This is a genomic window from Olivibacter domesticus (genome assembly GCF_900109575.1).
Classification (GTDB): Bacteria; Bacteroidota; Bacteroidia; order Sphingobacteriales; family Sphingobacteriaceae; genus Olivibacter; species Olivibacter domesticus.
This window is the reverse complement of record NZ_FOAF01000001.1, coordinates 803201-826685: the sequence shown is the minus strand read 5'-3', so window position 1 is coordinate 826685 and position 23485 is coordinate 803201. Positions and strand designations below refer to the sequence as shown.

Annotated in this window: 14 protein-coding genes; 8 read left to right on the top strand and 6 right to left on the bottom strand. The window is 37.3% G+C overall.

Going from position 1 to position 23485, the window contains the following annotated elements; genetic code table 11:
- Positions 1-304 precede the first annotated feature (304 nt).
- Positions 305-1759: a S41 family peptidase gene (locus BMY50_RS03460; protein WP_093318414.1), complete on the top strand. Its 1455-nt coding sequence runs from the start codon at positions 305-307 to the stop codon at positions 1757-1759.
- Positions 1760-1889: 130 nt separating this feature from the next.
- Here the strand turns inward: BMY50_RS03460 and BMY50_RS03455 are convergent, their stop codons facing one another.
- Positions 1890-2492 carry a hypothetical protein gene (locus tag BMY50_RS03455; RefSeq protein ID WP_093318411.1) on the bottom strand — a complete coding sequence of 201 codons (603 nt, stop codon included), beginning with the start codon at positions 2490-2492 and terminating at the stop codon, positions 1890-1892.
- Positions 2493-2956: 464 nt separating this feature from the next.
- Here BMY50_RS03455 and BMY50_RS03450 point away from each other — a divergent pair, with 464 nt between their 5' ends.
- From BMY50_RS03450 to BMY50_RS03440, 3 genes are all read left to right on the top strand, one after another.
- Positions 2957-3412, top strand: a complete 456-nt coding sequence (locus BMY50_RS03450; protein WP_093318408.1) for a hypothetical protein — start codon at positions 2957-2959, stop codon at positions 3410-3412.
- 199 nt (positions 3413-3611) lie between these two features.
- The gene (locus BMY50_RS03445; protein WP_093318398.1) at positions 3612-4931 is read left to right on the top strand and encodes a hypothetical protein; all 1320 of its coding nucleotides are present in this window, start codon (positions 3612-3614) and stop codon (positions 4929-4931) included.
- An 11-nt stretch (positions 4932-4942) separates the two neighbouring features.
- Positions 4943-5377 (top strand): helix-turn-helix domain-containing protein, encoded by a 435-nt coding sequence (locus BMY50_RS03440; RefSeq protein WP_093318376.1) that lies wholly within the window; start codon positions 4943-4945, stop codon positions 5375-5377.
- 58 nt (positions 5378-5435) lie between these two features.
- Here BMY50_RS03440 and BMY50_RS03435 read toward each other — a convergent pair whose 3' ends face one another.
- Both BMY50_RS03435 and BMY50_RS27905 read right to left on the bottom strand, forming a co-directional pair.
- Positions 5436-8078 (bottom strand): outer membrane beta-barrel protein, encoded by a 2643-nt coding sequence (locus BMY50_RS03435; protein WP_093318372.1) that lies wholly within the window; start codon positions 8076-8078, stop codon positions 5436-5438.
- A gap of 173 nt (positions 8079-8251) precedes the next feature.
- On the bottom strand, positions 8252-8533 hold the full coding sequence (locus BMY50_RS27905) for a hypothetical protein (RefSeq protein WP_139202193.1): 282 nt from the start codon (positions 8531-8533) through the stop codon (positions 8252-8254).
- A 95-nt stretch (positions 8534-8628) separates the two neighbouring features.
- Between BMY50_RS27905 and BMY50_RS03430 the strand changes: the two genes are divergently transcribed.
- The 4 genes from BMY50_RS03430 to BMY50_RS03415 all read left to right on the top strand — a co-directional run bounded on the left by BMY50_RS03430 (position 8629) and on the right by BMY50_RS03415 (position 15422).
- Positions 8629-11232 carry a lanthionine synthetase LanC family protein gene (locus BMY50_RS03430; protein ID WP_093318368.1) on the top strand — a complete coding sequence of 868 codons (2604 nt, stop codon included), beginning with the start codon at positions 8629-8631 and terminating at the stop codon, positions 11230-11232.
- Between the two features lie 38 nt (positions 11233-11270).
- Positions 11271-14462 (top strand): NAD(P)/FAD-dependent oxidoreductase, encoded by a 3192-nt coding sequence (locus BMY50_RS03425; RefSeq protein ID WP_093318366.1) that lies wholly within the window; start codon positions 11271-11273, stop codon positions 14460-14462.
- Between the two features lie 32 nt (positions 14463-14494).
- Complete coding sequence (locus BMY50_RS03420; protein ID WP_162276526.1) at positions 14495-15043, top strand: TlpA family protein disulfide reductase; 549 nt, start codon at positions 14495-14497, stop codon at positions 15041-15043.
- Positions 15044-15179: 136 nt separating this feature from the next.
- Positions 15180-15422 carry a hypothetical protein gene (locus BMY50_RS03415; protein ID WP_093318354.1) on the top strand — a complete coding sequence of 81 codons (243 nt, stop codon included), beginning with the start codon at positions 15180-15182 and terminating at the stop codon, positions 15420-15422.
- 822 nt (positions 15423-16244) lie between these two features.
- On the opposite strand, the gene BMY50_RS03405 is transcribed toward BMY50_RS03415, so the two are convergent.
- From BMY50_RS03405 to BMY50_RS03395, 3 genes are all read right to left on the bottom strand, one after another.
- Positions 16245-18920 carry an alpha/beta hydrolase family protein gene (locus BMY50_RS03405; protein ID WP_093318349.1) on the bottom strand — a complete coding sequence of 892 codons (2676 nt, stop codon included), beginning with the start codon at positions 18918-18920 and terminating at the stop codon, positions 16245-16247.
- Positions 18921-19026: 106 nt separating this feature from the next.
- Positions 19027-21726 (bottom strand): glycoside hydrolase family 2 protein, encoded by a 2700-nt coding sequence (locus BMY50_RS03400; protein WP_093318346.1) that lies wholly within the window; start codon positions 21724-21726, stop codon positions 19027-19029.
- A 213-nt stretch (positions 21727-21939) separates the two neighbouring features.
- Positions 21940-23472 carry a RagB/SusD family nutrient uptake outer membrane protein gene (locus BMY50_RS03395; RefSeq protein ID WP_093318343.1) on the bottom strand — a complete coding sequence of 511 codons (1533 nt, stop codon included), beginning with the start codon at positions 23470-23472 and terminating at the stop codon, positions 21940-21942.
- Positions 23473-23485 lie beyond the last annotated feature (13 nt).

The following is a 23485-nucleotide window of genomic DNA, read 5'->3' as shown; positions in this document are numbered from 1 at the left end:
TTGGTAATTTTAGTCCATTGTTTGCCACATTTTTCAATTAGAATATTTCTACCCTAAAGATACTTTTATCATAGGAGATGTTAAAAGCTTATCTACAATTTTATGGTTTTTTTCAGGAGACTATGCCCTGATCCACCCCTTCGAAAATATTTCTACCAGTGCCACATGAGGGCAGCGATACGAAAATTTGCAAAGAAATTCTCTTCAATCCGAAAAGTCCAGTATATAATTAAGCCTGAATTATTTAACTCATTTTAACTATTTCAGCTACAAATATTTTGAGTACAAGAGTTATTTTTATAACATGAAAAAGATTATAACCCTCATTATGCTTACCTCATTAACCATCAGTGCTTCTGCAGATGAAATACTTCCTAAGTCCCTCCGCAAAAAATATCCGATCGATTCTGCATTCCTGCTCATTGATGACCTGGTAGGGGAACTAAAGAAATCCCACCCTGGGATATACAGATATAATAGTAAAGAAGAGTTTTCCAGGTTTACGGACTCCATAAAAGAATCAGTGAATGATTCTATTACCCTGATTGAGCTATACCGTAAGCTCAAAATGATAACCACGAAAACAAAATGCCTCCATACCGATTTAAGACTATCTGATAGTCAGTCGGAAGAATTGAACAGTTATCCCAATTTATTACCCTTGCAGGTATATGTTGCCGGAGCCCGAGCTTTTATTGTACGAAACCTTTCTGCGGACACTGATCTCTTGGAGGGCGATGAATTATTAAGTATCAATGAACGTCCAATCCCGGAGATAATAAATCAATTAATAGCGGTTATTCCTTCTGATGGATTTAACAGGAGCTTAAAGTATAGGGCGATGTATCTGCAGTTCCCTTTGTGGTATAGGAACGCTATTAATGTCACTGAACATTTTGATCTTGTTGTAAAGCGCAATTCCAAAATATTTAAGATTGCCTTAAAAGGGAGGAAATTTCCCGAACTGGCGGGTAACTGGTTTCTGAAAGAACCTGTGCGGGAAAAAGTTTTAGATTTCCGGATCGAGAACAATATCGGTTTTCTCGCCATTCACTCCTTTGCCAAGACTGACATTAAAAGGGCAGGTCAAAATTTCAGGAAATTCATTGATCAAGCTTTTACAGCGCTCGGTGAGCAAAAGATTAAGCACTTGGTCGTTGACTTGCGCGATAATACAGGCGGTTCGGACCCCAACGCCGTTTATTTCACGAGTCATTTTTTTGATCAGTCCTTTCATTACGGAGACAAGACGTTGGTAACCAAAGAAATAGCGAAGCAAATAAAAGGCATTTATCGAATTTTCTATAAGAAGCCTGTACAAAAGGACAGCCTTTGGTATTGGCAGGACGGAAGGGTGAAGGACCTGAACACATTTGCGGTGGTGAAGAATGCCAAAAATAATTACAAAGGAAAATCCTATATTTTGATCAATGGCTTCTGCATGTCCTCTTGTGCAAATGTAACAGCCATATTAGCTCATAACCGAAAATCTATTTTTATAGGCCAGGAAACGGGGGGAGGCTATCAGGGCAACAACAGTGGTATGTTACCCGAAGAGCCGATATCAAATACCGGCCTTTTAGTGACTGTCCCTCTACAGGCGTATTACCTAGCTGTAAAGCCAACAGTTAATGTAGGGAGAGGAACATTACCTGATTACACGGTCAATTTTTCTTTACAGGGCATCATGAATGGACAGGATGCCGAAGCTGGCAAAGCGATTGAATTAATAGAACAATCAATGAAACATGAGCATTAGAATGGCTATTGAAAGGTGAGTTAGTCTATTTACGGTAATAGGTAAATCTGAAACCACCTTATTTCGGCTCTTTTTATGATGCTTTCCAAAAAAAACACTTTTTGTCAGGTGACACAAGAATTATGTTGCATTACCTATCTGCCTTCCCGACATCGGGATTTTGTTCCTTAATTAAGTTTAAAGCCATTTCTATTCGCTCCTCTACATGCTTCTGTATTTGCTTCCTAGAATCGAGATCTCCAACGATCTGAGTATTCATGCAACCAGTCGAAATCTGACTGTATGTAGCCTGAAGAGATAGAGGGTCGGCGCTATCAATTAGCTCGACGGCGTCAAGTATGAGCCGATACAGAACTAAGGGAAAAGCAACCGGTCTAACGTCATTTATAAGGCCATTGTAGTAAAGAGCAAATTCATTGGCAAATAACCTATTAGCGGTAATCAATGTTACACTTATTTCATTTATCAAATCATCCTTAACGGGTTCTTCCTCCTTTCTGTCTTCTAAGAATTCTTTCAGGGATAATCCTGTCATCTCACCTTCCGAGGTCTCTTCTTCAGGAATCTCTTCAAAAAGGAAATCGCTATCAAGTGTTGTTAAAACCGTATCGTCTTCTACAACAATAAAAGTTTTAGTAGCTAACATTTTATCGGTAAAGAAAAACCTCAAACGGGTGGTATCATCCATGGTGGTTACAACCTTAATCCCTTTTTTCAGTAATATATTTTCCATAGTAGAAAATTTAGAAACACAAATACGTTGGAATAAAAGAATTTTAAAATAAATAGGTTGATAGGACGTAACGCGTTGCGAAATAAAGCTATTTTTTCGATTTTGCAAATTTCTTATTGTATGGTATTAAAGTCCGATTTGGGTTAACAAAAGTAGCATCTAAATTCATACTGACTAGCTGAATGATTCCCTGTCATTGTCTAATCATTAAAAAAACAAATATATTTTAGGATTATAGTACACTTTTCATTTTTACACGTTTTATAGCTAATGGTGGCATCTCAATGATAATAATTTTAACGTCCGTCTAAGAGCGCACGGGGAGAGGCTTACCTTTTTACGGGGGTTGATGCCGATCCCTGTGTAAGGCGGGCTTACTATTCATTGGATTGTTTATCTATTAAACTGAATTTTATTGTTTGAAAGGTTCCTGTTGACAGACTAATGACTGAATCTTTACTATTATGTTCAGAAAAGCTTATCTACAAGACTTAAAAAGGAGGTTTAGCGAAATGAGTGTTTGGTTTCCTATTTCAGTTTTTATTTTCACCATGTTCTATGAATATGCTGCAGATCGTAATTGGAGGATAAGCAGGAATAGGAATGGTGGAAACACGTTGAGACTTCAAGATTGCATTTCACCAAACTATTTGAAGTATTTACCCCATTTTGCTGATAAACATTCTATAGGAATTGCAGATCTTTATAGTTACAGCGGAGATGGGCGTAAAAAACTTGCTGCTGTTTTTACCGGTAGAGATGTATCGACGTTTGATCGCTGGTTCGCGCGATATCTTCTTTATTTCATAAGCATGCGAGAAGAAAGTAACCCCCTAAATACGAGGTTACAACTTGTACGGATGCGAAGATGGATGACACACAGCCCATTATTCCAACAGAGCGCAGAGTCGAAGCACTAGCAAATTAAGTGGCTGAGGGAAGAATGTGATTTTTTGCTAATAGTAATACCTACACATATCCTCTAGGAGGAGCATACTTCGAGTCATTCAGATATCTACCTCAATTTATCCATATTAGTTAAATTACTGCGAAGGTATAGCACCCAAATCTCTTAACTTTATTAAGACACAAATTTGTAATTCCCTTGAAATGTGTCCTATGGATCATTATTATACTGACCGGGATAAAATGTTATTGCACGTTACTGTTGCAGATCAAAATGTGGTCCCTCACCATTTTGACATCGTTCTTCCCCAGGAACTTACTTGCGGGAAACCGCTTATTATCTCAAAGGAAATAAAAGGTGATGGATGGAACATGAGCAGCCTAGAGGTTCTTACTAAAGATGGGGTTTTAGTGCGCTTTTGTTCGTACAGTATCGAGGCTGAGCAAGTCACGCTGCTATATAAATTGAACAGATTAGCCGTTTGCTTTCGTGTGCAATACCAAGGTAGCAACCGTTACCATGTATCCTCCAAACGAACCATTGAATTAGAACAGGGGCAATACCATGTTGTAGCCATGAAAACCAATGGCGAGAAGATAAAATTTACAAGAGGTAATTACACTGTTGTAGAGCTTTATATTGCTTCAGCAGCTATGGACCTGTTAAAACCATATCTGTACAACTATTGGTCAATACACCGGAAGCAGATCATATCAAAAATGGATGGGAGAAGCCCTTTCTCTGGAAGTATAAGTAATGAAATACATCAAATCGTAAACTCTTTATATCAATACACGCTGCAGGGCAGTATGGATGACAATAGTCCTTTCAAATATGAAGTGGTTCATCTTTTTGCGCTCGCCATCCGGAATCAGGAAGAGGGGAGAGCTTTTGAAGAAAAAACAGTTGGTTTCCAGTTTAACCTACAATGGTTGAAATATCTTTCAGAACCGATAATTCAAGCAGGTGCGGTAGTAGGGTGCAACTCCATTCTATTGAAAGGTGCTTTAGGCTGTTTGCTGCTGCAGACCACCTGGTCAGGAGAAAAGCCTGTATGGAATTTTGTTTCAAGGCTGGAAAGGTCCTGCTCTATCCATATTATTCCAAATAGCATTCATTACGCATTTATGACAGCGTTGATAAACGATTTTGTTGTAGGTGTGCGTCCAGGTGTTGAAATAAAGGTTCGGGCGGAAAATGCCAGGTTTTTCAGCGTAAGTCCTGGGGAAAATATATTTCAGTTCCAAGAGGGTGTTACACGGGTAATACATTTATACATTCAGGAGCCCAGAAGCAAAAAGAGATTTAAAACGTTCTCGGACGCCCGTATGAAACTGAAAAGTAATATAGAAGAGGAATTAGTGAAGTTACCTGTAGTCTCTCCAGAAGATGCAGAACTAATGGCCGACGAAGAAAAGGAAGATATAAAGTCGTTTGACAGAGCTTGGGATCTAATTATATCAGGCAAAGCAGAATTTGTAGCGCTTGAGGATGTTATTAGGAATATGCCTGGAAAATTCGGAAGTGGATGAAACTTTGAGAGATGGAACATTCAAGGCAAGAAAAATTTACCATAATAGCAGATGAGATCCGCAGAAATCCGCACATTAAAAACTGTAGGATTAGGTACTTTGGAAGAAAACATGGAATGAGTATCAGTAGTTTAAAAAGGGGATTCAGCGAAGTACATCACCTCAGTTTTGCTTCGTTTGTAAGAAGAGCTTGTATGGATAAGGCTAAACTTTTATTAAAATCAGGTACCTGGAGTATTGATGACATAGCTGACGAGGTTGGATTTTCCGATAAATCCGGTTTTATCGCGGCATTTAAAAGAGTAGAAAATATTACACCGGGACAATTTAAATCCCAATTTGAAGATCAGCAATTAGGAATTTTAATGGATAATGAGAAAGTAAAGAATGTTAATATTGCCACAGTGTTTGAACTATTAAAAGATAAAAAAAGGTTTCCCCTGTAACTGTAGTGAAATGCAAAAGAATGACTTTTATTTCGCCCAATAGTCCGATGGTTCTAGGTTAGAAAAAATAAGTAAAATTCAGCAGAAAAAAACGCTGAAGGACAGAAGTTCTTAAATCTTCAATGTAGCCCTCCCCAACACTTCTTACAACGCTTAGATTCTGGTCAAGAAGGTCATAGCCTGAAAGTTTGATCAATGCTTTTTTTGATTTAAGTAAAGATTTAGATATACCCGCGTTAAGCAGAAGAAAATCCGCATTGTAACCTGCTGAGAGCCCAGTGAGCTGTCTGTAATCACCATAAATATCCAGTGATATACCATAGGGTAAGTGAAAAGTTGTGTTCAACGTAACAGTGTATGAAAAATTCCTGTTACTTTCATCCTGCAGAGAGTAGGTAAGATTATTGAACTGTATGCCCAAGTCCAGCCCCAAGGTCATAACTTTGCCTGCATCTCCATTAAATGCCAACATTTGGCCTGCAGTGAGATTATTGGTGTAACCTGTTTTGCCGTTAATTAAGTTCACACTTCTAAGGTAACCTACCGCAGTACTGGAACTTACTTTTGCATTCATGAATTTTATCTGAAAGCTTTGATCTAGCCCTGAGTTGATATTCCAAGCGCCGTTGACGTTCTGGGGGCGACTAATCTGCCTGCCTAGTGAGTCGAAGTAATTGGAATAAGTTATTCTATTGGAATATAGATCCGCAGTGATTTTAAAGGATAAACTGCGCATAGTCTGTGGGTTTATTAAAGAATAACTGGCGTTCAGCTTGTCTGTACGTGCAGGCTTTAGGTCGGGATTTCCTTCCAGAATGTATAAGGGATTGGCATTGTCGGGAACCGGTTGAAGTTCTTGGATGGTGGGTTGCTGTATATTTACCGAATAATCAAAACGCAGGTTTCGGCCTCCTGAAAAGGGGAAGTTGATGGAAGCTGAAGGGAAAAGGATCTTATAATCCTTATCGAGTTTTGTCTTCCTGGTATAATTGGCGTTTTTCATGCCGTTATATAAATAGGTTATGCCAAGTCCGTAATCGTACTTCGGCTTTTGGGTCCTGACCTTTAAGGCAAATACATGGAAACTGGAAAGGTTATTAAAGTTATTGCTCAGGCTATCGTTGGAATTGGTATAGTCTTTAACCAGGTAATTATAGTCGCTTGTTTCTTTAGAAGGGGAATTGTCATACCGGGTAAAAATGTAAGAAAACCTCAGATTACTGGATTTTAGCAGTGATTCAGTAAGGGCAAATGAATATTGCAGGAACTTTTCTTTTGATTTCAATATATTCCGTTGATCTAAACTATCGGAAGTAATTTCACCGCCCTGTTTATGATAGGTATTTATTGAATTATTGAAGCTATGATTATTTCCATTTGTAATGCCAAAACTGACTGCGGTTGAAAGGGCACGACCAGGTTTTCTTAACTTTCGCCGGTAAGAAAAAGAGGAGAATATGTTAGAGGTTCTGCCAGATGTATGATAATTCTGATGTCCATTGTTTATCAACTGGTCTAGCTGGTTCCTGGATTCTGATATATTTGTACTGCGGTTATTGATGCTATTAAGGAATCCGTTAGTAGCGAATTCAAGTTCCTGGATGGAGTCAATTTTATATTTGGCTTCCAGCTGGAATCTATTCGCAAACGTCCTGTTGCGAGATTCTGCATACTGATCATATGTCCATGTACCGTCCTCCAGAAAGTTTTGTCTAAAAGTTTGTATGGTGTTAGTGTTCTTGTTTTCATCGACTATATAACTTGTATTAAGTGAAATTTTGTTCCCTATATCCTTGTTGTAATTTATGCCGGCATTGGAGATGGTATTTAAACCAGGCGGACTTTCACTTGTCCTGTTGTCTGGATAATTGTTGGTGTTGTTGGATTTTGCAATAAGTGACATCTGCTCACCTTTGCCAAAGCGATTGATGTTGGCGTTGCTGGTAAAGCGATTGTCAGTGCCTAAAGCGGCAGATATATTTCCGTTAATTTTGTTTCTTTTTTCCTCTTTGATAGTCAGGTTGATTACCTTTTCTCTCTTTCCATCATCAATTCCGGTAAATTGTGACTCATCTGATTTTTGATCAATTACCTGCACTTTTGAAATAAGGTCAGCAGTTAGGTTTTTGGTGGCAAGGCTTGGGTCATCCAGAAAGAATGGCTTTCCATCGATCAGGATTTTTCTAACCGATTCTCCCTGGGCTATTATCTTGCCTGTTCTGTCAACAGTGATTCCTGGGAGTTTTCTCAATAATTCTTCTACCGCTGCTTTATCTCTGGTATTGAAATAGCTGGCATCAAATTCTATCGTGTCTTTTTTAACGATTATAGGACTTTTGATTTCAACCACAGATAAAGTAAGTCCTGTTTTTTGAAGCTCAATAATGTGAAGGTTTTGTTTCCTGTTTTCAGATTGAGTTTTTAGTTCCTTGCTTAATGATCGGTAGCCGATGTATCGAAATGATAGCAATAGGGCCTTATCACTTCCTATAGTAATACTAAATTGCCCTTGATTATTTGTCTGAAACGTTGCTATGACAATCGAGTCGGGTAGGTTTAGTATCGTGATGGTCGTTTTGGGTAGCAGTTCCTTGGTTTCTTTATCGATTACTGTTCCAGTAATAATTATCTCTTTAATTCCCTGAGCGCGAGAAGCAATAGTGCATAATGTAATAATGATAAGTAAGATAAACAGTTTCATTTTGAGGGAATATGTTCAGGTATTCTAAGTTCAATGTTTTCCCTGCTGCAGTATTGCAGTCGCAGGACTTGGTTATATCGACTCGAACAGGAATTTTTTAAAAGTTTTAAAAAAAATTATTACTGCATGTAAATTGCAGTTAGATAGTTTAGCTTTGGTTTAACAACGATCGGTTAAATAGCAAAGAATTGGTCATTCCCAGTTAACCAGATAGACCGGAATGGATAATTACGAACCCTCATAATGCCATTGAACCATGTCAACTGTAACCTTTGTTTACGGATAGAATCTTCTTTAATATAGTTTAAAGCAATAATTGGTGACTGCTCATCGAACCAATGGATACTTACCATCTGGGTTGATATACGACTGTTTAAATCGTAAGCTCTCACTAACAGCCAGATTATTGTACTTTGTAATTCCACATATTCTATGGGCTCACATCTGTCCATCATTTATTGATGGGAGTTCCATGTCCCAACTTTCACTTTCCATAGGAATTACCTTTTGATAATCTTCAGGAAAATAAACAATCATTTAAACGACTATCATGCATAACGAAGTTGTTGCCACGATGACCGCTGATTTTACCGAGATCATTAAAGAAAATGGACTGGATTATAAATTGGACAGTTTTTACTTAGAAATCGGTGAGCCGCTGACCGGCCATGGCTGGAAATTGTATGTTTCTGTTATTCTAACACAGGTTTCAGCATTAGTCGAAAAGATAATTCCTGTGCTGAAGAAGGCCGGAGTATATTTTAGGATTGCCAGAGATATGCGTGCCGCAGAGGGGCTATTGGATGGTAAATACGGGCCTGAATACCTAAATAGGGTAGTCTGTATATATCCTAAAGGCGATAACGAAGCCCTGGAATTGGCTAACGTTCTAATTGCTGTTACGGCCGATTATAAAGGCCCCGCCATACTCGATGGTATTAGGCTATCTGGCCCGGTCTTCACAAGCTACGGACATTTTCATGAATATATTGATGGGGAAGATTATATCGTTAAACTCTACGAGACCTGCAAGAAAAATCCCCGTATGCTGAATACCTCCAGTGGTTTGACCTGGCCATTTAGCCCTATCCTTAAGATTTCTGATATTTCCGCAAGGCGATTATATAAAAAGCGTATCAAATTTGCAAACCTGATAAAAGACGATTTCCGAGGAAACGTATATAGGGCCGTATACGTCAAATCTTGGCTTAGTTTCAGTCCTTGCATAATCAAGGAGGGAAAACAGTATATGTGTTCAGACGAGCACGGAAGAGATATACAGGACCGGTTGAAATGGCAGCTGAAGCTGCACCAGGAATTAGGATCGTTCCTTCCGCTGCCCAATATTATAGATTTTTTTTACGACGAAGGCGATGCCTATTTCGTTATGGAATTTATTGATAGTGTTGCACTGGAAGACAAAGTGCAAATAATCTACGATGGTTCCAACTGGACAGGTCTGAACGCTGAAACTCGCAGGTTGCTCACCGATTATCTCATGAAGATCATACGTATCATCTCTGTTCTACACAGTTATAATATAGTTCATAGGGATATAACAGCATCCAATTTTCTAATCCTAAAGAACGGCACCGTAAAGATGATTGACCTTGAGCTGTGTTACTCTCTTATAACTAATGAGCCCTATCCTCCTTTTTCATTAGGAACGATGGGATATATGTCCCCTGAGCAGCAAAAATGTTCCAAGCCTACGATCAAGGAGGATATTTACGGCCTAGGGGGGCTGATGATTGTGATTTTCACAGGACTGTTACCAAAGGATTTCGAGGCGTCTTCCGGCAAGGATTTATGCGATAGCTTGTATCACTTTATTAAAGACCGGGATATAGCAGATTTAATCAGTGCCTGTATGAAATCTGATCCAGCGCTTCGCCCGGAGCTGGAAACGGTACAGGAGAGGTTGAAAAATATACAGGAGCATACTCACGATAAAACCAGACCTGAAATAATCTCTGAAAGTCAGGTCCTCAATCGTAAGGAAGCAAATTCTCTCGTTGATTTGACCATTGCCTCACTATCGAGCATCCACCTAACCGATAAACATGGGTTGTGGTTTTCCAAGGTCAGCGAACAAAATGCATTATATGGGCACCTACCAGACTTGTACAATGGTACGGCGGGAGTATTTTATGGATTGTTCCGACTAAAGGAAGCAGGCTACCAATGTTCGGAGATTTTAAAGCAACGTGCAGGTGCAAACTTGGAATATTTGCAGCGGGAAGGTTTTGGCAGGTTGCAGGAGATGTCTCCCGGTCTGTATAACGGCAAGGGTGGGCTAGGGGTCTTGCTTGCATCAGGAATATCCTGCGGATATTTTGAAAAGAACGATGGAAACCTAGCCCTGATGGAAGCATGTTTTCATGAAAGTTCAAAGAATTTAAACCTTTCTGCGGGAATTGCCGGCGCAGGTATCGGGTTGTTACAATGTACAAGTTTTCTACCGTCAAATTTTTTAAAACAGCAACTTGGTAATATCGTGGACCAGCTGTTAACCCATCAGTCCAGGGATGGAAGCTGGGAAACAGCAGTCGATAGAAGAATAGAGACCGGAATTGTAACCGGTGTAAGTGGAATCGTCTATTTCCTTCTTTGCTTCGGCAGATTTTATGCAGAAGAGAAAGCGTTGACAGCGGCCACACGTGGGCTGGAATGGCTCCAAAGGCAGTCGGGCAAAAGGGGCCAAAGTATTTTCTGGTATACCGATTCAAAAAGAAAAGAGGTTGATCCCTGGTTTAATAACGGTATTGCCGGAATCGCACTGACCTTTTTAAAGGCATACCAGATTTTCAGAAAGCCGGTTTACAGACAGATTTGTGAGAGCGCCCTGAAAAGTCATAAATCGGAGGTCATATATCGGAACACAAGTCAGGCGTCGGGTATTGCCGGATTAGGTGAGGTATATTTAGAGGCCTACCAAGTTCTGGAAAGTGAAGAATGGAAGACAAGGGCAGATTGGATTGCAGGTTCCCTTTATCATCTGAGGAAAAAATCGGAAGAAAATACATATTACTGGCTAACGGATCATTTCAGAGCAACACCGGATTTTATGACTGGAAATATAGGCATAACTTATTTTCTAGCCAGGTGGCTTAAACCAGATAAACTATCATTTCCCGTGTTGGGTGATTCTTGAAAATTAAAATAATTCCTTTCCCTCAAAAGTAGTCTGTTATGAAGAAAACAGCCATCATTATTGGGGCCGGTCCCGCCGGTCTTACCGCAGCATATGAATTATTAAAAAGAACGGATGTTACCCCCATTATATTGGAGAAGAGCGGTGATATTGGCGGGATATCAAAAACTGTCAATTATAAAGGTAACCGTATCGACATTGGCGGGCATCGTTTCTTTTCCAAGTCAGATCGGGTAATGGACTGGTGGTTTAAAATTTTACCGGTTGAATCGGATAGCCAGGATCTACTCAATATCAGTTATCAGAACAAATCACGTAATATAATTACCGGTTCCATTAAGTCAGATGAAAGGGCGGGAGAGGACAATGACAAAGTTATGCTTGTTCGGCAACGGTTATCACGCATTTATTTTCTGAGAAAATTCTTTACCTATCCCATCCAGCTATCGATTGATACCCTTACCAAATTGGGGTTTTGGACGACGATTTTAATCATGTTCTCCTATCTGAAGGCGCAGCTGTTTCCCCGTAAGCCAGAAAGTAATCTGGAAGATTTTATGGTTAACAGGTTTGGGAAGGTTTTATATATGTTGTTTTTCAGGGATTATACTGAGAAAGTATGGGGCATTCCTTGCCATGAGATATCTGCAGAGTGGGGAGCCCAACGCATTAAGGGTGTCTCTATCAGCAAAGCTATCCAGCATGCGATTCAAACGGCTACAAAACGGAAAAATAAAACTAAGGGTGACATCACTCAGAAGGATACCGAGACCAGCCTGATAGAACAGTTTCTGTACCCAAAATTTGGTCCAGGTCAATTGTGGGAGGAAGTGGCAAGGCAGGTAGAGGCCATGGGTGGTAAGATTATGATGCATCATGATGTAAAAAGGATATACACGTCAGATTCTGGGGATCAAGTAACTGCTATAGCAGCAATCAACAATATAACCGGTGAAACCAGTTACCTGGAAGGCGATTATTTCTTTTCGACAATGCCAGTCCAGGAACTGATAGGAGGCCTAGACGGCACCATACCTGAAGATGTGAAGGAAGTTGCGGCGGGCCTCCAATACCGGGATTTTATTACAGTAGGTATTTTGTTAAAGAAATTGTCCTTTCAGGACAAGAAAACTGGCGAATGGAAAGCACTTGAGCTGAAGGACACCTGGATCTATATTCAGGAGAAGGATGTAAAGGTGGGAAGGTTACAACTTTTTAATAACTGGAGCCCTTATATGGTAAAGGACCCGGATACGGTATGGGTGGGCATGGAGTTTTTCTGCAACTCTAACGATTCCTTCTGGAATATGAAGGATGAGGATATCAGAGCACTGGCGATAAACGAGCTAGTAAAAATAGGGCTGGCTGCAGAAGCTAATGTGATGGATTCCACGGTGCTCAGAATGGAGAAGACTTATCCGGCGTATTTCGGTACTTATAACCGTTTTGATGTAATAAGAAATTTCATTGATAGCTTTAAAAATCTTTTCCTTGTAGGACGGAACGGGATGCATAAATACAATAATTCTGACCATTCGATGCTGACCGCCATGGTAGCTGTCGATAATATTATAGCTGGATCTATTGCTAAGGAGAATATCTGGGCGATCAATACTGAGCAGGATTACCATGAAGAGAAATCCGAATCCGGTGCAAAAGGATCAGTATTTACTCCGGAGCCCACTATTTTAAATGAAGAAAAGCTGAGCTTAAAGGATTATATTTTTAGGAATCCATCTTATACATGGTTTTTAAGAGTAGGTATCCTCGGAATTATTCTGCAGTTCGTGATATTTAAATTTCTATATCCCTTTGCAAGTTTTATCAATGGGGATTCCTATGTGTACCTGGAAACTGCCTATCATAATTTTGATATTAACACGTACCCAATAGGCTATTCAAAGTTCCTAAGACTTTTCAGTGTTTTTACAAAGTCTGACACCTTATTAGTAGGCTTTCAATATTTCCTTCTACAGGCAAGCTCTTTGGCTTTTGTATTCTCATTATTTTATTTTTTCAAACCTGCTAGGCTTACCAAAATACTACTATTCAGTGTTACTTTGTTCAATCCCGTTTTACTATACCTAGCGAACTATGTTTCAAGTGATTCATTCTTTCTGTCTTTAAGCTTGATCTGGTTTACGCAGTTAATTTGGATCTTGTATAGGCCATCAGCAAAATTGATCGTTCTCAATGCCGTAGTCCTGTTTTTGGCATTCACTGTCCGATACAATGCCCTTTATTATCCTGTTATTGGAGCCCTAGTAATCCTGTTATCGAGGCAGCGGCTTATGCTCAAACTTGCTGGATTTGGATTGGGAATTATAATGATATCTGCATTTGTCCAATTTACAAGTAATAAATATCTGGAAGTTTCAGGGAAGAAGCAATTTTCCCCATTTACCGGTTGGCAAATGGCAAACAATGCCATGTACGCATATCGGTATGTTGATAGTGTGAACGTTAAACCAGTACCCAAGAGGTTCCGCCAACTGGATGAAATGGTTAGGACTTATTTTGATACAACAAGGGATACTCGGAAGCATCCTCAGGAATTAATGGTGGCTAGCACGGTATATATGTGGGATGCCATATCACCGCTTCAGAAATACAAGGCGATCCGTTTTAAGAAAGATTCATTGGCAGGGGAGGTAAAGAAATGGTCAACTGTAGCGCCGTTGTATGCAAAGTATGGTGCTTACATAATCCAGGAATACCCAGGAGTATTCGTGAAATATTATATAATTCCCAATGCCTTGAAATATTATGCCCCTCCAGTTGAGTTTTTGGAGAAGTATAATACAGGTGTTGACAGTGTGCATCAGATTGCACAGGTGTTTTTCGGATACAAGACCAATAAAATTAAAAGCCATTTTAAAGATTCCAAAGTTAGTATTCTTAACTATTATCCAATATTGGCTGGTGCAGTTAACGTTATATTTTTATTCGGCTTTATCAGTTTCGTGATCTTAAAGGGGTATCAGCATAGACCCGCGCTGTGGAAAGTGATTTTATTGACCATGGCATTATGGTTTGTCAACTTTGGATTCAGTGTATTTGCATCACCTATTGCTCTCAGGTTTCAACTATTTCCGATTATATGCCTTTTGTCCATAAACTTTCTAATCATCGATCACATGATAAAGGAAGCAAAGAAAAGCGAGGGGAGTAGTACTATCAATGACTTAGAGAGTTCATTTATAGATTTGAAGAAGTTAAATGTTCAATAAAAAATATTTTTCCAATGTCATATAGATTGAATATGAGAGCGAAATATATTTTTAGGCCAATTATTTTTATAGGTATTTCGCTAGGATTATACTTCTGCCTCAGTAGTTTACTAGATGCTACTATTTTAAAGAATAAGTCTTACATAAATCAACCTGTAATTACTGGCCTAGAAGGGAAGGAGATGCCAATTTTTAATTTCCTTTCTGTTGAAAGTACTACGAAAATAAGTACTGGCTCATCTATTTTTAATAAGCCGATTGTGTTTTTGTATGTCAAATCTGGCTGCCCATTCTGCAGTAAGCAATTAAACGAAGTCAGGGAGAATCTCGAACGCTTGAAAGGTATTCAATTTTACATATTGATATCTGGGGGAGATAAATACGATTCAATAGCTAAAGAATTCGGATTTAATAAAATGAAAGAAAATGTCATTTTCCTAGTCGATTATCAAAAGACTTTTAAAAATTACTTTAACGTGGATGCTGTTCCATTTATATCAATTTACCGTAAAGATCAAAAGCTTCAAAATGTATTTATTGGTAATATTTCAAGTGAACAAATTTTGAACCTAACAAAATAAAAAATGTTGCGCAACGGACCGTTTCTGCCTTGCAAGTATGTGCGGTCAAAAAATGGGGAAGCCGAAAACCATTTGAACAGAGTAGGCATTTATTTAATTAAAAGTTTAGCTTTTTTTTAAAAAAAGCACCATTATTATGAAAAGTGCAAAAATTTTATTGACAGCTCTTGGTGTTGTTAGTTTTGTAAGTGCAGCTCTGGCATTTAAAGTTCGTACTGAGAATACCTTCTACAAATCAAACGCACAAGGAATTTGTAATGTAGAAACTCAGAGGAATTTGACACTTGCTCCTCCTTCACCCAATCAAATTACAACAAGTCTTGCAACCACTCAGTTAACTACGACCTGTCCAGTTATAACAGTTACATCTTCCCTTTAGTAGAATTTTGTTATAACAACTCAAATCTTAGGGCTAACCATATTGGTTAGCCCTATTGGAATAAGGTGGATGCTTATTTATTGAAATTCGAATTCTTAACTTTTAAAGTTGGCTTTTTTCAAAAGAGCACCTATTACCATGAAAAGTGCAAAGATTCTATTAACTACTTTAGGGATTTTTGGTATTATTGGGACAACATTAGCGTACAAAGTTCGAGTGGAATACGTCTATTATAAAGAAAACGCAAATGGACAATGTAATGTCGCTACCACCAAGATGATGTACCCAACAACTGATACTAATATTATACAGCGCCGGCTTTCGGTTGCAGCAACTACGGGCCCCTGTCCTCTTATTCGATTAACTGCTGCTCTTTAGATTAATGACTAAGATAGATCTTAAAAGTCTTTTAAAAGGAAGTAAAGTTAGGAGCTTAATTTATTGCATCTTAAAAATTTCTGTATGAAAAAAATTAGAATACTTTTGTCAATAATGGCATTCTTTACAGGATTGGGAGTCGTATATAGTTATAAACTAAGAGTAGAGCAGACATTTTTTAAACCTGGTGCTAATAACATTTGTAATGTTGCAACTGTTAGAGCGTTGAGAACAGCTAACTGCTTGATAGAGCCTGCTACAACAACAAGGCTTCACACTACACACCTTACAACTACCTGTCCGGTAATCTGCGTAACTGCAAGTCTTTGATGAACTTAAAACAAATATATGTTTCATTGAAGGGGGTTTGAGTACCTCTTTCAATGAAACACTATAATAAGTTAGATATCTTTGTTGAATATTACAGTAGTTCTTTTATGAAAATTACTTATTACTTTTATAGTTCGAGTCAATTTCTAACCCAAGGTCAGTGCCTTTTCGTATTGCAGGAATGCCTTCTGTCATCCATTTGGGCGCTGCTTCGTCTTTTAAATAATGATCAAAAAACTGAAACATTCGAATATTAAAATCAATGGCGGATTTTCCTCTCAAACCATGTTTTCCATCATCATAAGATAAAAGCCAGGATTTTTTATTCAATCTTCTTAATGCAGTAAAAAATTCAACTGATTGTGAAAATGGTACTGCATCATCCTTCACATTATGCATAATTAATATAGGTGTAGTAAGTTTATCAACTCTCATTATGGGAGAGTTCTCTAAATATTTTTCTGGAGATTCCCAGAGAGTTTTTCCCATTCTAATTTGTCCTTCCTCACATATTCCCTGAAATGATCCACCCTCCCTAAGAGAACCATAAAGGCTTATCATGTTAGATATTCCTGCGGCAGAACAAGCAGCAGAGAAAATGTTACTATGTGTAACGATGTAATTTGTTTCAAATCCTCCAAAACTAAAACCTTGTAGGCCTAATCTATTTGTATCAATGTATGGTAAATTGAAGAGGCTTTTAACTCCTGTTTCAATCGAAACTAAGGCACTTTCTCCTGGTGATCCAATGTTGTAATATATGTCTGGAGTAAATACCAAATAACCATTACTTGCAAACATAGGGATATTGATTTGCCCTCCGTTAGATAGGCTAGCTGGTTTAATAAATGAATGCAAACGGTCTGAATTTCGTTCATAATAGTTTATGATAACTGGATACTTTTGACTCGAGTCGAAATTTTCTGGCTTGTACAATATTCCATTTCTTGAGGTTCCATCTTTCATTTTCCAAGTTATTAGTTCAGATGTTATCCAATTGAACCGTTTTTCAGGATATAAATCACTTAATTTCTTATAGTTTTTGAAGTCTGAGGTACAAAAGTAATTAGGGCTTTCATGAGCAGTGCTTTGACAAAGAATATAAGTTTCTGCTTTTTTCGCTTTCAAAGGTTGTCTTCCCCCAATTATTCCTGGAAAATCGTATAAAAATTGACCAAAATGAAGGAGCTTTGGATCTCTTTTAGTCATTAGGTTGGCATAAAAAACTCCATTATTTTTTTTATTCGGATCAAAAGCTAATAGGAGAATATTAGTATCAGCGGGATTAAGTTGTTGGTTTGTATTTTGGCTTACCAAATTAAATATAATTTCATTTCGCGCTCCATAACCATTCGTTATATTTATTGCTGATGTTTTTCCTGCTAAATCAATCTTCCATATATCAAAACGATCATAAATTAACACAAGGGAATCGCTTAACCAACCAGCAATACCTCGGTCAGAATAATAAACATCCCTTGGTCCAAATTTCCATCCTGAAGATTTAAGACTCCTTGGAATTGTTCGAGTATTTTTTTTTGAGATGTTATAGTATTTATAGATATCTTTTGCATCATCATAGAATATTATATAAGTTCCATTAGGAGATATAATTCCATTTGGTACAAACTGTTTCCTTCCGTCAACTAGAGATAAAAGGGTTAAATTGTTCTCCTTTTTTTTACGCCATTTTCTTTCGCCAAAACCAATATCTCCATATGTGTTTTGGATAAATGCTGTTTCATTATGGATTGCAAGGCAAGTTTCATTATCTCTCGTTATTTGCGTGATTTTATCATCTTTTAAATTTATTGTAGCTAAAAACTCCTGATCAAAAATGCCTTCTTTTATTTCTTCTAATTGTTGTGTCTGTAGTTTTAAATCTTTGTAGTTCCAAACATTTAACTGAGCAATGTTGTCAAGTTTTTTTTCATTTCTGATTTCCTTTCTTAGGATAAGAAACAATCGGCGCCCATCATTTGAAAAATTCGCAATTCTTTTTATTTTAAAATTTTCTCCACCTAAGCTAATATCACATTTTGTTAACATTTCGGCATTTTTGTCGCCAATTTTCCAAAGCCATATATTTGGTTCAGGATTCGTTGAATGGATTGCAAGGAACGATAATTGTTTATGTCTTTCATCGAAATATGTACCAGCTATTTCTGTGCCCTCCCAAATTATTATTTCCTTTCTTGTTTTAAGATTTATATGACTGATACGCTGTATAATACCATCATCACGCTTAATCTGTTTTGTAACGATCAAGGTATTGCCCATATCATAAAATTTATAATTCAATACACCTAAATAAAAGAAGTTTTGGCCACTATGAAGATTTTCTATGACTAAAGTTTTTGTAGAATCATTCTTTTGATAAGCAATCCATTTACCATCTCCATTTTCAGGAACCTGGAAGGAGGATATTCCATGTAAATATTTTATTGCAGACTTACCAAGTGAAACAATGCCCATACTGTCATGTGGCAAAGTAAAAATAACAGTTTTGCTATCTTCTGTTATCCTTGTAGTAAATATATCAGATCCATTAGGTATTTCTAATTTCCAATTTGAATCTGTTGAAACGATTATTAAAGTTTGACTATTGATAGGAACATTTTGATAGGTAAATGCAGCGAATTTTCCGTCGTTACTTAGTGCGGCTAATCCCAAAGTTGGCCATTCCGCGTAATCAGTTTTAACATTTAAACTCGGTTTTTGCGCATTTACCTGATCTGCCAATAAAATAATGCAAATGAGGATTGCCAATTTTTTGATTAAATCATTCATATTCAGAATAGCTTGGGATATATTTTTCAAGGTACCAAATTATACTGCATCCTAGTTTCAGTTAAAAACCTATGTTGTGATGCCAACATATAATGATGTGCTTTTTCTATTTAGACCAAGTAGGCTCACCTTTTTTCATTTTATTGTAATTGTTTAAAATTTTCTTGTTATTATTTGAAGCCACTACCGCTTTTTCTTGCCATTTAAGTGCTTCCTGTGATTTACCTATTTTATAAAGAATGTTCGCATATGTATCTAAAGAGTTTGGGCTTTTATCAAATCTTTCTATATTATATTTTGCAATTTCTGCAGCGAAATGTAGAACCCTATGATCATTACAATGTTGGAATAACTGCCATGATGCATTATTAATATTATATTTGCTTTTGTGCTTTGATTCGCCAAAATATATTACGTAGTATTTTGAGAAATTATCCCAGTCCTTTACGTTCCAATAATGTCCCAGTAGTTCTTCGTTTAATAATTGTCTTCCAAATTCGCTATATTTTTGTTGTATATTATGATTTATTATTTCTCTTGTACTATCTGACAAATTATTTAAAAAGGGGGAAATTTCTTCTGATATTATCACTTTTTTAAGCGTTGAGATAACTGATGCCCTTCCAATTATCTTAGAGATTTTTATTGAGTCAGTTGAAAACATTTTAAAACCAGAATCACGAGATGTCGATGTTATATGTTGAATAAAGTTTAAATTGTCTTTTAGAAATACATTGGTTAATGAATTTAAATATTGGTTGCCGACTAATGTTGCATTCTCCTGATCCTTCAACCTCAGAGCCATTAAGACCAACCTTCTTAGAAAACACGAATCTTGTCGACCACTTTTGAATTCTTGAAGAAGGTGTGGAAATCGTTCATCTGTATCGTTGATATCTAAGGTCTTAGGCAAAACTAATTTTGAAATATCTATTGATGAAGTGTCCAAATTAGTCAGGGTTGCGTGTAACTGGCGAAGGCGTTTTATTGGGATTTTAATAATTGATCTGTCATATGTTAGTAAGCCATTTTCTTCACCTTCGACATCGAAGGGTTGCGTATAAATGGAAGCGGTTAGACCTTTTTTCTCAAGGGTTCCTAAAAGTTTTATAAAATGTTCATATTTACTCAATAATTCCTTTGGTGTTGCTTGTATATAACCCCAGCCAGTCAGGTCATCCCATTGGTGTCCAGGAACAGGTACGCCTATACCTCCAAATTCTCCTAGCACCCGTGCTTTATTTGGTAGATATGGTGCATTCATTGGATTAGGATAAGAATGAACATCAGCCATATCGCTTGATGCGTATGGATTTTCTGAAGGCTGCCTTAATTGTTCATTGACATACAGCATCTCTCCCGAATGGCCGTTGATTAAACGAGTGGAATCATTTTTCTTAATCCACTCAGTAAGACGCTGCTGATCGTAAGCTCCCCATCGCTCGTTGAATAATACCCAGGTTGTGATACAAGGATAATTAAATAGCTGATCGATTGTTTCTTTAGTTTGCTTTTCAAAAGCTTGTTTTGCTCCGGGAGGCAAGCCTTGATTCGGATTTACAAAGTCCTGCCAAACAAGTATACCATAGTAATCTGCATAGTAATACCATCTAGCGGGTTCAACTTTGATATGTTTTCTAATGGTATTAAAACCCATCTCTTTGATGATTTTGATGTCATATGCAAGTGCTTCATCTGTAGGCGCTGTATATAATCCCTCCGGCCAATATCCTTGGTCCAATGTTCCAAGATTAAAAGTGTATGTGTTATTCAAAAATATTCTGTCTATACCCGACGAATCCTTCTTAATTTCAACTTTTCGCATACCGAAATAAGATTCTACTTCATCCACTAATTCTCCCTTGTATAGTAGCCGAATTTTAAGATCGTATAGATAGGGATCATTAGGAGACCATAAATGCATATTTTTGATAGGTAAACTAAAGCTGGAAGAATAACTGGTATCTTTATTTGTTGTTATCCTTGATGTACCTGAACTATGCTTACAGACTAGTTTACCAGAGGCTTTTGCTATTGCCTCCAAGCTATAGTCATTAGCTTTTCCCATAAGGTTCACTTGCAGGTAAAGTTTGCTATTATCCACGTCAGGTTTAATCTTGAGCGATGAAATTGATATTTCTGGTATAAATTCCATCCATACAGATTGCCAAATCCCACTTGTGGCTGTATAATATATGTTTTCGGGTCTTAACACCTGTTTGCCATGCGGCCCTACCCCTGCATCAGTTGGGTCAAGTACTTTTACAATTATTTCATTTTCACCTTCCATTATATAGTTTGTGATATCAAACGAAAAATTTGTATACCCTCCCTCGTGACTTCCTACTTCTTTATTGTTGATATAAACTGTGGCTTTATAATCTACAGCACCAAAATGTATTAATAGTCGTTTATTGAATTTGATCTTCGACATATTAAAACTCTGTCTATACCAAAGAATTTCATCTGGTAATAACGATTTCTTTACTCCGGATAAAGCCGATTCAATAGGATAAGGAACAAGGACTTTCCCTGAGTAATTTGTTGGTAATGGTGAACTGAATTTAGTAATTGTATAGTCCCAAAGACCATTCAAATTATACCAGTCAGATCTAATCATCTGGGGTCTTGGGTAAACGTTGTGCGGATGTTCAATGTCAACTTCTTTAGACCATTTAGATTGCATCTGTAAAGCCTGCATTTTCCATTGTTGTTGAGCGTATCCTACGGGTGAGAGCAAAAACATAAATGTTATGCTTGTGATAAATTCTCCAATCAGTGATTTGTTTTTGAGAGCAATTTCCATATTATATGATAGTTCTGTTTTAGGATTATATTCGTAGTTTCATTTCATGTTTTAATGGGGGAAAGGCATTAGTTTAATTCCATCGTCTAATTTTTCATACCTCCACCGACTTGTTGACCCGCAATTTAGCCATGTGTCAACTGTAATATTTTCCAATTCAAAATATTGCATATTACATTATCAATTGAAAATATGGCTGTTTATGGTGATTAGTCAATAGCCATCGTTTTGTATAAGGCTAGGATTAGATATAATTTCAGATGCAGAAATTGGAAACAACTGGCTATGTGAACTCCATAACCCGCCTTTTCTTGCAGTCTCAAATTCCATTACAGTATTAATTGTATTTGTTCTTTTTAGATCAAGCCAACGATGGCCCCATTCAGAGAACAATTCTATCCTTCGCTCTTGCAGAATTGCATTAATAAGCTCATCTTGTGTGGTCGCATTAGTTGATTTAAGACCCGCCCGTGAACGAATATTATTTAAATCTGCAATTGCACCACTCAAATTACCTTCGTGTGCTCTAGCCTCGGCGCGTATCAATATTTGTTCTCCTAGTCTAAGCACCATTGAGTATTCGGAAATTGGTCCATCATAGGTTTGGTTGTTTTTGTATTTAGAAGGATAATAGTATGATTGTCCATTAGCAACAATTTTATTGATCCATAGAATTTCTCTCTGGTCAATTGATTCAATACTATTTAATAATGATCGGTTTAGATAGACAGGCCAATCTCCACTAGGGCCAGTTTCTGGAATTATAAAGAATCTTCCATCTTCTGTTGAATGCGACGATACTGGTTGCAATTGCCAAATCGCTTCTGAGCTATTGGCTAGAAAAACGTCACTTAATGGCGATAAGGTAAAGCGTTCGCTATGCGAAATTATTTCACTTGCTTCCGCATCAGCCTTTTGCCATTCTGTCATATATAAATAGGATCTGGCTAACAATGCTGTTGCTGCAAATTTGCTCGGCCTTACTCTTTCTGTTGATGGAAAAGTTAAAGAGGCGTCGAGATAGTCGTCAACCATAAGTGATTTTGCATCTATTAAATCTTGAATAATTTGTGCCCAAATATCACTTTTAAGTGTTCTAGGTATATTGGTATTTTGTGTGTAAGTAGTTGAAAGAATCTTCGGCACGTCTCCATATAGATTTACTAAATAAAAGTAACAAAAGGCTCTTATAAATTTTACTTCTCCCATTAGTTGATCTTTTACTTTAGAGGTTAGAAGTGATGATTTCTCAAGTCCTTCGATTGCTGCATTTGCCTTGTAAATTATTGGATAAATTTTACTCCATAAATCCTGATTTCCTACAGAAAATATTGCACTTGTTAGTGAATTTTGATAATAACTCAAATATGTTTCGTCACTAATACTATTATCTAATGTAAGTTCATCTGAGGTGAGCCCTAGTATGAATGAAGTACTTGTTAAATCCCTGGAATGAAAACTTTCACTGCTTAACTTAGCGTATATACCTGTTACCGCTCCAATAGCAGAATCGTCACTATTAAATACATTTTCCGAGTTTATATTTGTTACGGGCGGGTTAACTTCTATCAGCTTGTCGCAGGATGATATTATAATTGATAGAAATAGAAATGAGACTATTATGTATAAATCACTTCCCGAATAATAATTAAAAAGTGTCCAAAAACTGTACGCCTGTTTGCTGGATGAGATATATTTTAGAAGCTTTGCCTTGTATCTTCTATATACTTTATTTAGTTGTGTCATATATTTAGAATTT

What these genes read in the sequence shown, in the direction of transcription:
- BMY50_RS03460 (WP_093318414.1), top strand. Translation starts at nt 305, where the DNA reads ATGAAAAAGATTATAACCCTCATTATGCTTACCTCATTAACCATCAGT.
- BMY50_RS03455 (WP_093318411.1), bottom strand. Translation starts at nt 2,492, where the DNA reads ATGGAAAATATATTACTGAAAAAAGGGATTAAGGTTGTAACCACCATG.
- BMY50_RS03450 (WP_093318408.1), top strand. Translation starts at nt 2,957, where the DNA reads ATGTTCAGAAAAGCTTATCTACAAGACTTAAAAAGGAGGTTTAGCGAA.
- BMY50_RS03445 (WP_093318398.1), top strand. Translation starts at nt 3,612, where the DNA reads ATGGATCATTATTATACTGACCGGGATAAAATGTTATTGCACGTTACT.
- BMY50_RS03440 (WP_093318376.1), top strand. Translation starts at nt 4,943, where the DNA reads ATGGAACATTCAAGGCAAGAAAAATTTACCATAATAGCAGATGAGATC.
- BMY50_RS03435 (WP_093318372.1), bottom strand. Translation starts at nt 8,078, where the DNA reads ATGAAACTGTTTATCTTACTTATCATTATTACATTATGCACTATTGCT.
- BMY50_RS27905 (WP_139202193.1), bottom strand. Translation starts at nt 8,533, where the DNA reads ATGATGGACAGATGTGAGCCCATAGAATATGTGGAATTACAAAGTACA.
- BMY50_RS03430 (WP_093318368.1), top strand. Translation starts at nt 8,629, where the DNA reads ATGCATAACGAAGTTGTTGCCACGATGACCGCTGATTTTACCGAGATC.
- BMY50_RS03425 (WP_093318366.1), top strand. Translation starts at nt 11,271, where the DNA reads ATGAAGAAAACAGCCATCATTATTGGGGCCGGTCCCGCCGGTCTTACC.
- BMY50_RS03420 (WP_162276526.1), top strand. Translation starts at nt 14,495, where the DNA reads ATGAGAGCGAAATATATTTTTAGGCCAATTATTTTTATAGGTATTTCG.
- BMY50_RS03415 (WP_093318354.1), top strand. Translation starts at nt 15,180, where the DNA reads ATGAAAAGTGCAAAAATTTTATTGACAGCTCTTGGTGTTGTTAGTTTT.
- BMY50_RS03405 (WP_093318349.1), bottom strand. Translation starts at nt 18,920, where the DNA reads ATGAATGATTTAATCAAAAAATTGGCAATCCTCATTTGCATTATTTTA.
- BMY50_RS03400 (WP_093318346.1), bottom strand. Translation starts at nt 21,726, where the DNA reads ATGGAAATTGCTCTCAAAAACAAATCACTGATTGGAGAATTTATCACA.
- BMY50_RS03395 (WP_093318343.1), bottom strand. Translation starts at nt 23,472, where the DNA reads ATGACACAACTAAATAAAGTATATAGAAGATACAAGGCAAAGCTTCTA.